The 278-nt window shown below is 33.1% G+C and carries 1 protein-coding gene; it reads right to left on the bottom strand.

Annotation, left to right across the window (positions count from 1 at the left end; all coding sequences use genetic code 11):
- Window positions 1–278 (bottom strand): MFS transporter (locus tag IEQ44_RS18560; protein WP_193639410.1); only part of this gene is annotated, 278 nt, incomplete at both ends.

The following is a 278-nucleotide window of genomic DNA, read 5'->3' as shown; positions in this document are numbered from 1 at the left end:
TTTCTTCTTTTCTTAAGACTTCTGTTAAGATCTCTTTACCCTCTTGTGTGTAATTTTTTCTCTGTGCAACAAATGTGGAATCTTCCATGAAAAATAACTGGATACCGAATAAACTTCCAAAAAAGATAACCAAAAACCAATAGCACCATCTCCAACCTAACGTTTCATTGTCAACAATATAACCAGCAACAAATGGACCAAGATACGAACCTGAATAAAGGGCAAACGTTAATAATGATATTCTCGTTGCTCTTTCATGTTGAAAAAAAATATCTGTT

Origin of the sequence: Nocardioides malaquae, assembly GCF_015070385.1 — a bacterium.
Lineage (GTDB): Bacteria > Actinomycetota > Actinomycetes > Propionibacteriales > Nocardioidaceae > Nocardioides > Nocardioides malaquae.
The sequence above is the reverse complement of the archived record's forward strand: the minus strand, read 5'-3'. Positions and strand labels throughout refer to the sequence as shown.